Source organism: Brevundimonas sp., assembly GCF_018608325.1.
Lineage (GTDB): Bacteria > Pseudomonadota > Alphaproteobacteria > Caulobacterales > Caulobacteraceae > Brevundimonas.
The window spans coordinates 1-10495 of sequence record NZ_JABAZW010000177.1 but is presented as its reverse complement, the minus strand read 5'-3'; the positions used below and the strand labels follow the sequence as shown (position 1 = coordinate 10495).

Sequence of the window (10495 nt, the reverse complement as noted above, 5' to 3'; positions counted from 1 at the left end):
GGCGAAGGCGGGGGCCATGTCGGCCTCGCCCTCACGTTTCCAGTCCAGGCCCATGACCTCGCCGGTCGAACGCATTTCCGGGCCCAGGATGGTGTCGACCCCGGCGAAGCGCGCGAACGGGAAGACGGCTTCCTTGACCGCGATATGGTCGTACGGCTTGTCGGTCAGGCCAAAGGACTTCAGCGGCACGCCCGCCATGACCTTGGCGGCGATGGCGGCGATCGGCTGGCCGATGGTCTTGGCCACGAAGGGCGCCGTGCGCGAGGCGCGCGGGTTCACTTCCAGCACGAAGATGCGCGGGTTCTCGCTGTGCGGCTCCTCAATCGCGAACTGCACGTTCATCAGGCCGCGCACCTTCAGGGCCTTGGCCATTTCGGTGGTCTGGCGCTTCAGTTCGGCGACCGTCTCGGCGGACAGCGAATAGGGCGGCATGGAGCAGGCGCTGTCGCCCGAGTGGACCCCGGCTTCCTCGATATGCTCCAGCACGCCCGCCACGAAGACCGTCTCGTCGTCGCACAGGGCGTCCACGTCCACCTCGGTGGCGCGGTTCAGATAGTGGTCGATCAGGACCGGATCGCTGCCCGAGACGCGCATGGCCTCGTGGACGTAGCGGTCCAGCTGCTCGCGGTCGTGCACGATCATCATGCCGCGTCCGCCCAGGACGTAGGAGGGGCGCAGGACGACGGGATAGCCGACCTCTTCCGCCTTCTGCGCGGCTTCTTCGGCGCTGCGGGCCAGGCCGTTGGGCGGCTGGCGCAGGCCGATGCCTTCCAGCATCTGCTGGAAGCGCTCGCGGTCCTCGGCCAGGTCGATGGAATCGACGGATGTGCCCAGCACGGGGATGTTGTCGTCCTGCAGCGCGTGGGCCAGCTTCAGCGGGGTCTGGCCGCCGAACTGCACGACGCAGCCGATCAGTTCGCCCTTGGAGCGTTCGACCTCGATCAACTCCAGCACGTCCTCCGCCGTCAACGGCTCGAAATACAGGCGGTCGGAGGTGTCGTAGTCGGTCGAAACGGTCTCGGGGTTGCAGTTGACCATGATCGACTCGACGCCGATCTGATCGAAGGCGAAGGCCGCGTGGCAGCAGCAGTAGTCGAACTCGATGCCCTGGCCGATCCGGTTCGGACCGCCGCCCAGGATGATGGCCTTCTTCTTGTCCGACGGCTCGGATTCGCACTCGGGGATCTGGCCCAGCGCGCCCGTCTCATAGGTCGAATACATGTAGGCGGTGGCGCTGGCGAACTCGGCGGCGCAGGTGTCGATGCGTTTGAACACCGGGCGGACGTTCAGGCCGCGACGGGCAAGACGCACAGCCTTCTCGGTCGTGCCGGTCAACTGCGCCAGACGGGCGTCAGCGAAGCCCTTGGCCTTCAGGCGGCGGAACTCGGTCGGGTCGGACGGCAGGCCCTTGACACGGACATGGCCTTCCTCGCGCACGATGTCGGCGATCTGGCGCAGGAACCACGGCTCATAGGCGCAGGCCGCGTTGACCTCTTCGACCGACAGGCCGTGGCGGAAGGCCTGGGCGATGACGCGAATACGGTCGGGTGTGGGGATGCCCAGAGCGCGGACGACTGCGGCGCGGGCGGTCGCATCGTCGGCGGCGCCAGCGACGCCTTCGATCTCGATCTCGTCAAAGCCGGAGAGGCCGGTCTCCAGACCGCGCAGGGCCTTCTGCATCGATTCCTGGAAGGTGCGGCCGATGGCCATGACCTCGCCCACCGACTTCATCGAGGTGCCGAGCAGCGGCTCGGAGCCTGGATATTTCTCGAAGGCGAAGCGCGGGATCTTGGTGACCACATAGTCGATCGACGGCTCGAACGAGGCGGGCGTGACCTGGGTGATGTCGTTCTGCAGTTCGTCCAGCGTGTAGCCGACCGCCAGGCGCGCAGCGACCTTGGCGATGGGGAAGCCGGTGGCCTTGGACGCCAGCGCGGACGAACGCGACACGCGCGGGTTCATCTCGATCACGACCATGCGGCCGTCGGCGGGGTTGATCGCCCACTGCACGTTCGATCCGCCCGTCTCGACGCCGATCTCGCGCAGGACGTTGATCGAGCCGGTCCGCATCCGCTGATATTCCTTGTCGGTCAGCGTCAGGGCAGGGGCCACGGTGATCGAGTCGCCCGTGTGCACGCCCATCGGATCGACGTTCTCGATCGAGCAGATGATGATGCAGTTGTCCGCCGTGTCGCGGACGACCTCCATCTCGTATTCCTTCCAGCCCAGCACGGACTCTTCGATCAGGACTTCGGTGGTCGGCGACAGGTCCAGACCGCGCGCGACGATCTCGTCGAACTCCTCGCGGTTGAAGGCGATGCCGCCGCCGGTGCCGGCCAAGGTGAAGGACGGGCGGATCACGGCGGGCAGGCCGACGAACTCAAGCCCCTCCAGCGCCTCTTCCATTGTATGGGCGGCCTTGGAGCGGGGCGATTCCAGACCCAGCTTGTCCATGGCGTCACGGAACTTCTGGCGGTCCTCAGCCTTGTCGATGACATCAGCCTTCGCGCCGATCATCTCGACGCCGTATTTGGTCAGGGCGCCAGAGGCGTCCAGCGCCAGCGCCGTATTCAGCGCCGTCTGGCCGCCCATGGTCGGCAGCAGGGCGTCGGGGCGTTCCTTGGCGATGATCTTCTCGACCATCTCGGGCGTGATCGGCTCGATATAGGTGGCGTCGGCCACCTCCGGGTCGGTCATGATGGTGGCGGGGTTCGAGTTGACCAGGATGACCCGGTAGCCTTCGGCCTTCAGCGCCTTGCAGGCCTGAACGCCGGAATAGTCGAACTCGCACGCCTGGCCGATGACGATCGGGCCTGCGCCGATGATGAGGATGGACTTGATGTCTGTGCGCTTGGGCATCGCCAGCTCTTCTTCTTATTGAACGCTAATGGGTCACGACCGCGCAGTCCCAGCCGTCATAGTCCAGCTGGAAGGCCGCGGCCCAGGTCTGCATCATGGCGGAGGTCGCCGAAAACGACGCTTCGTCCACCGCCATGGTGGTCTCGAGTGTGGTGGAATCGTCGGCGCCGCTGGTCAGGAAGCCCGCGCGGCGGGCCACCTCGTTCAGGTCGCCGTGGTCGCCTTCGCCATAGAAATAGAAACGCGTGTGACGCGGGGTCACGCCGCTGTCGCCCTGCTCGGCCAGCGCCGCGCGCACCATGGCGTCGCGTTCGTCATGACTGATGTCCGGGGCGAGCAAGGGCAGCGTTTTCCTTCGTTGATTACGCGCGCGAGAAGTCCCCGCACAGCATGGCCGTGCGACGTTCGCGTCGGGTTGTCGGTTAAGCGGCCCGTTTAGAGAGGGAGGGGGCAGTGAGCAAGCCTTTATGCGTCGATCGTCTTGATCCAGTCAGGCAGTTCGCCGATGCGGGACAGGGAGACGTAGCGGGGTTCGTTCTCCGGGGCGTCGGCCAGTTCGTGGGCCCAGGTGACGTGGTAGGGGATGTGGACGGCGAAGGCGCCGGCGGCGATGGCGGGCAGGACGTCGGACTTCATCGAGTTGCCGGCCATGACGGCCTCGGTCGGACCGGTGCCGTGGCGGGTGAAGGCGCGTTGATAGGTGGCGCGGTCTTTCTCCGAGACGATCTCGACGGCGCTGAAACGTTCGCCCAGGCCCGAGGCTGCCAGCTTGCGTTCCTGGTCCATCAGGTCGCCCTTGGTGATCAGGACTAGACGGTATTTCTCGGACAGTTCGGCGATGACCTCGTCCACGCCGGGCAGGGTCTCGACCGGGTGGGCCAGCATTTCACGACCGGCGGCCAGGATCTCGCGCACGACGTGGGGCGGGGCGGTTCCGTCGGTCAGCTCCATCGCCGTCTCGATCATCGACAGGGTGAAGCCCTTCACGCCATAGCCATAGAGGCGAAGATTGCGCTGCTCGGTCTCGGCCAGACGCGCCTCGATGGTGGCCTCGTCGCCGTGGTCGGCCAGCAGGTCGACGAACCGCGCATGGGTCAGGCGGAAGATGGTCTCGTTGTGCCAGAGGGTGTCGTCGGCATCGAGGCCGACTGTCGTGATGGGCATGATCGTGGTCCGTGAATTCGGCGCTGCTCTTGGCGCGGCCTTGCGGCGAAGGCAAGGCGCGTCGGGCATCGTGACTTGCGGCCCCTTTCGGGTTCGGACAAGGATCGCGGCATGGACGGTCGCCGCTTCCTGAAGGTTTCGAGCCTGCTATCGCTGGCCTTGCTGCTGGCGGCGGGCGAGGTGTCGGCGTCGCCGCAGATGACAGGGGACGAGGCGCGGCCTCTTCGCTTTTCCGACATTGTCCAGCCGCCCCCTGACCGCGCACGCACCCGCATGAACGAGCGGGTCTTCGACCGGGTCTGGAGCGAGGTTCAGCGCGGATACTACGATCCCGGCCTGCACGGCGTGGACTGGGATGGAGCAAAGGTGCGGTTTCGACCCTTGGCGGTCGCGGCGACGGATGACCGGACGCTGTACCGGGTGATCAACGACATGCTGGACCTGCTGGATGACGGCCATGCCGCCGCCAGTCCACCCGCTGCTGTCAGACGACAGGACGCCATGTTCGAACGTCGGGCCGTCATGGGTTTGACCTTGATGGCGGGCGAGGATCGCAACGTCTGGATGGTGGAGCGGGTGCGGGCGGGATCACCGGCCGAGACGGCGGGCGTCGAGGTCGGCTGGACCCTGAACACCGTTGACGGTCGACCTTGGGGACCGGATGTCGAGGTCTTCGACGGACGCCCCGTGCAGCTTGTCCTGACCGACGAGACGGGCGCGCGGCGTGAGACGAGCCTGACGCCGCGCCTGATGGACGGGCCGCAGCCTTTCGTCGCTGACTATTCGCGGCCGGGGGTTCTGGTGCTGAGGATCGAACAGTTTGATCCGGGGCTGGGTCGCTGGATCGGGCATGAGCTGGACGGGCTGCCTGCCGGTGTGAATGTGGTGCTGGACCTGCGCGCCAATCCGGGCGGACGGTTGTGGGAGGCAGAATCTGTGCTGACCTGTTTTCTGCCGCGCGGTCAGGTCTGGGCGACGCGGACGGGACGACGCGGGCGCACTGTGGCGCTGAAGGCGGCGGGTGATTGCGGCGACCGCGAGCAGCCGGTGCAGAATCCCGTCGCCGTTCTGGTGGACAAGGGCAGCCGCAGCGCCGCCGAACTGACGCCCGCCGCCTTGCAGGAAGCCGGGCGGGGGATTGTGGTCGGGGAGCAGACGGTCGGCTCGGTCCTGATCGCCCAGGATACGAACCTGCCGGACGGCGGGCGGCTGACGCTGAGCCGCTCGGACTATGTGACGTCAGGCGGGGTGCGGCTGGAGAAGCGCGGGGTCACGCCCGATATTCTGGCGCCCCGCAGCGTGGCGGAACGGCGGGCGGGCGAAGACCCGACGCTGGAGGCGGCGATCGCGGCGCTGCAGTCAGAAGACCGAGCAACGGGCCGGGCGGGGGCCGAAGGTCAGGCCCAGAACCAGACCTCGGGCCTCTAGATCAGCAGCATTTGAACGAGCCGGAACCCCCGAAGCGGCGCTGCTCGTGCAGGCGGAAGAAGGCGACCTTGTCCAGCGGCGGCTGGTCGGGGTGGTTGACCGCCGTGTGGGCGACATAGGCGTCATAATCGGGCTGGCCGATCATGGCGCTGGCGGTCTGGCGGATGCCGCGACCCCACCGCCGGGCGGTGTCGCGGCACAGGCAGAGCAGGTCGTCCTGGGCTGATGTCTGGGAATCAGGCACGGGCCGTGTCCGCGGCTTCGTCCGCCGGGGTCAGGTCGTGAGCCTCTGGGTACTCACGCGCGGTGGGACGGTTGTTGCGATAGGCCTTGCGGCAGGCCAGCACCCCATAGACGACCATGGTCAGGACCACGAACAGGAAGCCCGCCGTCAGGGTCGAGTTGACGTAGTCGTTGACGATGATGCGGTGCATGTCGCCGACAGACTTGGCCGGGGCGATCAGTTCGCCTGCGCCCAGCGCGTCCTGATATTTTCTGGCGTGCGACAGGAAGCCGATGCGGACGTCCAGGTGGAACAGCTTCTGGAAGCCCGCCGTCAGGGTGCAGACCAGCAGCCAGGTCGCGGGCAGGATCATGACCCAGGCGAACTTCTCACGCTTCATCTTGAACAGGACGACCGTGCCCAGGATCAGGGCCACGGCGGCCAGCATCTGGTTGGCGATGCCGAACAGGGGCCACAGGCTGTTGATGCCGCCCAGCGGGTCGATGACGCCGGTGTAGAGGAAATAGCCCCACAGCCCGACCGTCAGGGCCGTGGCGACCACATTGGCGCCCCAGGACTTGGTCTCGCGCATCTTGGGCACGGCGACGCCCAGCAGATCCTGGATCATGAAGCGGCAGACGCGGGTTCCGGCGTCGACCGTGGTCAGGATGAACAGGGCCTCGAACAGGATGGCGAAGTGATACCAGAAGCCCATCATCGCCTTGCCGCCGATGACGTTGGACAGGATGTGGGCCATGCCGACCGCCAGCGTCGGGGCGCCGCCCGCGCGTGACAGGATTGAATGTTCGCCCACGTCGCGGGCCAGTTGCTCCAGCTCTCCGGGCGTGATGTGGAAACCCCATTGGGCGACGGCGGCGGCGGCGGACACCGCGTCCGTGCCGATGATGGAGGCCGGGCTGTTCATGGCGAAATAGACCGCCGGGTCCAGCACGGTGGCGGCGATCAGGGCCATGACGGCGACGAAGCTTTCGCACAGCATGGCGCCATAGCCGATCAGCGGGATCTGGTTCTCGTTCTCCAGCAGTTTAGGCGTGGTGCCCGACGAGATCAGGGCGTGGAAGCCTGACACGGCGCCACAGGCGATGGTGATGAACAGGAAGGGGAACAGGGCGCCCGCGAACACCGGCCCCGTGCCGTCGATGAAGGGGGTGATGGCGGGCATCTGCAGATGCGGACGCACGATCAGGATGCCGATGGCCAGGGCGACGATGGCGCCAATCTTCAGGAAGGTGGACAGGTAATCGCGCGGCGCCAGCAGCAGCCAGACCGGAATGACCGAGGCGATGAAACCATAGACCATCATCAGAATGGCCAGGGTCGGGCCGGTCAGGGTGAAGGCCGGACCCCAATAGGGATCAGCCGCCACATGGCCGCCTGCGACGATGGCCAGCATCAGCAGGACCACGCCGATGATCGATATCTCGCCCACGCGTCCGGGCCGCAGATAGCGGGTGTAAAGGCCCATGAAGATGGCGATGGGGATGGTGGCGGCGACGGTGAAGGTGCCCCACGGGCTTTCGGCCAGGGCCTTGACCACCACTAGCGCCAGAACCGCCAGGATGATGACCATGATCATCAGAACGCCGACCTGGGCGATGATACCGGGGATGTTGCCCATCTCGGTGCGGATCATGTCGCCCAGCGACTTGCCGTCGCGACGCGTGGACATGAACAGGACCATCATGTCCTGAACCGCGCCCGCCAGCACCGCGCCGACCAGGATCCACAGCACGCCGGGCAGATAGCCCATCTGCGCGGCCAGCACCGGCCCGACCAGCGGCCCTGCGCCTGCGATGGCGGCGAAGTGGTGGCCGAACAGGACGTTTCGGGGCGTCGGCACATAGTCGAGGCCGTCGTTGCGTCGAACGGCGGGCGTCATCCGCGCCGGGTTCAACTGCATGACCTTGTTGGCCAGATATCGGGCGTAGAACCGATAGGCGATGGCGTAGGTGCAGACCGCTGCAACCACCATCCAGACGGCGCTGATGCTCTCGCCCTCATGCAGGGCGATGATGCCCAGGGACACCGCACCCAGTATGGCGATGGCCCCGAAGATGAGGGGTGTCTTCAACTTGCCCACGTCAGTTCCTCCCGGCCGTCTGGCTGGCGGCTCTGACTGACTGTGTGAACCATAAGCGGGCGCAGAGCCAATCGACTAAAGTCGAAAAATGCACAGCCGCGCCCGTCTGGCGCCAAGGAAGCGGGGGGTCAGGCCCGGACCACCTTCACGCGACCGGCGGCTTCGCGGGCGCGTTCGCGGGCCTGATCGGTGTCGGCGCCGCGGGCGGTGGCGACACCCATGCGGCGGCGCTCAAAGGCTTCGGGCTTGCCGAACAGGCGCAGGTCGGCGGTGGGGACCGACAGAGCCTCCGCCACGCCTTCAAAGGCGACGCCCTGGGCTTCGATCCCGCCATAGATGACGGCGCTGGCGGCAGGTTCGCGCAGGGTCACATCAACCGGCAGGCCCAGAATGGCGCGGGCGTGCAGGGCGAACTCGCTCATGGTCTGGCTGGCCAGGGTGACAAGGCCTGTGTCGTGCGGGCGGGGCGAGACCTCCGAGAACCAGACCTGATCGCCCTTGACGAACAGTTCGACGCCGAACACACCCAGACCGCCCAGCGCATCCGTCACCTTGCCCGCGATGTCCTGAGCCGAGGCCAGTGCGGCGTCGCTCATCGCCTGCGGCTGCCAGCTTTCGACATAGTCGCCCTTGACCTGACGATGGCCGATGGGGGCGCAGAAGTCGGTGACGACCACGCCGTCGCGCAGCGAACGCACGGTCAGCAGGGTGATCTCGAAATCGAAGTCGATCCGCCCCTCGACGATGACGCGGGCGCCAGCGACGCGGCCGCTTTCCTGGGCATAGGTCCAGGCGTCGGCGATCTCATCGGCGCTTTTGACAAAGGATTGCCCCTTGCCCGACGACGACATGACCGGCTTGACGAAGTTGGGGTAGCCGACGGCCTCGGCGCCCGCCGCCAGTTCTTCGGCTGAGCCTGCAAAGGCGTAGGGGCTGGTCGGCAGGCCAAGGTCTTCGGCGGCCAGTTTGCGGATGCCCTCGCGGTTCATGGTCAGTTGCACCGCGCGGGCGGTGGGGATGACCACGGCCATGCCTGCGGCTTCGATGTCGGCCAGAACCTCGGTGGCGATGGCTTCGATTTCCGGCACGATGAAGTGCGGGGCCTCGGCCATGATGACGCCGTTCAGCACCTGCGGGTCGGTCATGGGGATGACGTGGCTGCGGTGCGCCACCTGCATGGCCGGAGCATTGGGATAGCGGTCGACGGCGACGACTTCGGCGCCCAGACGCTGCAGCTCGATGGCGACTTCCTTGCCCAGTTCGCCCGAACCGAGCAGCATCACGCGGACGGCGGTGTCGGAAAGCGGGGTGCCGAGTTTCATGGCGTCAGGCTCCGGTGGCAGGTTCGATCAGGTCCCAGGCGTTGCCGTAGAGGTCTTCGAAGACCACCACCTTGCCATAGGGTTCGTGTCGCGGATTTTCGCGGAAATGCACGCCCGCCGCCAGCCATTCGGCATGGTCGCGCAACAGGTCGTCGGTCTCAAGGAACAGCCAGACCCGACCGCCCGCCTGATTGCCGACCTGGGCCGCCTGCGCCTCGTTCGTGGCGCGGGCCAGCAACAGCGAGGTCTGGCCCCCTTTGGGCGTGACGCACACCCAGCGCTTGCCGCCGCCCATGTCGGTGTCCTCGCTGAGGTCGAAGCCCAGCTTGCCCACATAGAAGTCGATGGCTGCGTCATAGTCGCGAACCAGCAGGCTTATCGCGCCGATACGGCTCATTGCGGGTCCGTTGCGTAAAGCTGGCGGAAGGCGTCCAGCGCCGCGCCGTGGTAGATGGTGGCGTGGCTCTCGGTCGGGCGGGGCGTGAAGCTCCAGCGCTCGTTCGGCATGGCGTACTGGCGCAGGTTGGCGACCAGAACATCCATCGGCGCCTGCATCATCTCACCCTCGTCGCCCAGCGTCAGGATCAGGGTGCGCGGCGCGCCGGAATGGTCCCGCAGATGGGCGCCCGCCTGTCGCGCCAACTGTCCGCCGTCCCACCACAGGCTGGGGCTGACGCCGACATAGGCGTCGAACATCTGCGGCTCCTTCAGGAAGGTCTCGACTACGAACAGGCCCGCCAGGGATTCCCCCATCAGGGCCGTCTCGCCGCTGGTGCGGTAGCGGGCGTTGATGAAGGGCTGGACCTCTTCGGACAGGAAGCGGCGGAAGCGTTCGGACTGGCCTTGCGTCGGATAGCGGGCGATCAGTTCGGGGTCTTCGGTGGGCAGGGCCAGTTCGTTGCGACGGTCGACGGAGGCGACGCCCACGACGATCACATCACGCGTCGTGCCGACGATGGTCCCCAACTGGGCGATGCCCGAGATGTGGTGAAAGTCCTGATCCTGCCCGCCGTCGAGGACGTAGAGGACGGGGTACCGCTCGCGCGACTGGTCATAACCGGGGGGCAGCCAGACGTTGATCTCTCGCGCCGCGCCCATGATGACCGAGGGCAGGGCGAACGATTGGCCGATGACGATGGGGGTTTCGACGACCTCGGGGGCCTGAGCCGGGGTCTGGGCGTAGGCGGCAGGGGCAGCAAGCGCCAGGAGAAGACCAAGAACGCTGGGTTTCATCATCTGCTCCACAAGCCTTCCCTCTCCCGCCGGGAGAGGGCTTGAGCGCACGACGGCCAAGCCGTCGTTCTGGCGCGAAAGGGTGAGGGGGCACGCTGTGCGACGCGATCAGCACCGTAACCCCTCATCCGGCCCTTCGGGCCACCTTCTCCCAACGGGAGAAGG

9 protein-coding genes are annotated in these 10495 nt (G+C 66.7%); 1 reads left to right on the top strand and 8 read right to left on the bottom strand.

What is annotated here, in order from left to right; translation table 11 throughout:
• From carB to QZ281_RS17770, 3 genes are all read right to left on the bottom strand, one after another.
• Nucleotides 1–2859 (bottom strand): carbamoyl-phosphate synthase large subunit (gene carB, locus QZ281_RS17780; RefSeq protein WP_292230851.1); only part of this gene is annotated, 2859 nt, incomplete at its 3' end.
• Nucleotides 2860–2884: 25 nt separating this feature from the next.
• A complete protein-coding gene (locus QZ281_RS17775; RefSeq protein ID WP_292230848.1) occupies nt 2885–3199 on the bottom strand; it encodes a ribonuclease E inhibitor RraB in 315 nt (104 codons plus the stop codon).
• A 125-nt stretch (nt 3200–3324) separates the two neighbouring features.
• On the bottom strand, nt 3325–4023 hold the full coding sequence (locus QZ281_RS17770) for an HAD family hydrolase (RefSeq protein WP_292230843.1): 699 nt from the start codon (nt 4021–4023) through the stop codon (nt 3325–3327).
• A 111-nt stretch (nt 4024–4134) separates the two neighbouring features.
• Here QZ281_RS17770 and QZ281_RS17765 point away from each other — a divergent pair, with 111 nt between their 5' ends.
• Complete coding sequence (locus tag QZ281_RS17765; protein ID WP_292230840.1) at nt 4135–5451, top strand: S41 family peptidase; 1317 nt, start codon at nt 4135–4137, stop codon at nt 5449–5451.
• A gap of 1 nt (nt 5452) precedes the next feature.
• Here the strand turns inward: QZ281_RS17765 and QZ281_RS17760 are convergent, their stop codons facing one another.
• The 5 genes from QZ281_RS17760 to QZ281_RS17740 form a co-directional block, all read right to left on the bottom strand.
• Nucleotides 5453–5653, bottom strand: coding sequence for a YbdD/YjiX family protein (locus QZ281_RS17760; RefSeq protein ID WP_292230880.1), 201 nt, complete (start codon nt 5651–5653; stop codon nt 5453–5455).
• Nucleotides 5654–5687: 34 nt separating this feature from the next.
• Nucleotides 5688–7775, bottom strand: coding sequence for a carbon starvation CstA family protein (locus QZ281_RS17755; RefSeq protein WP_292230837.1), 2088 nt, complete (start codon nt 7773–7775; stop codon nt 5688–5690).
• Between the two features lie 128 nt (nt 7776–7903).
• On the bottom strand, nt 7904–9097 hold the full coding sequence (gene purT / locus QZ281_RS17750; protein WP_292230835.1) for a formate-dependent phosphoribosylglycinamide formyltransferase: 1194 nt from the start codon (nt 9095–9097) through the stop codon (nt 7904–7906).
• 4 nt (nt 9098–9101) lie between these two features.
• Complete coding sequence (locus tag QZ281_RS17745; RefSeq protein WP_292230832.1) at nt 9102–9494, bottom strand: VOC family protein; 393 nt, start codon at nt 9492–9494, stop codon at nt 9102–9104.
• Complete coding sequence (locus tag QZ281_RS17740) at nt 9491–10330, bottom strand: alpha/beta hydrolase-fold protein (protein ID WP_292230829.1); 840 nt, start codon at nt 10328–10330, stop codon at nt 9491–9493. The genes QZ281_RS17745 and QZ281_RS17740 overlap by 4 nt, the downstream gene beginning before the upstream one ends.
• Nucleotides 10331–10495: the final 165 nt, after the last annotated feature.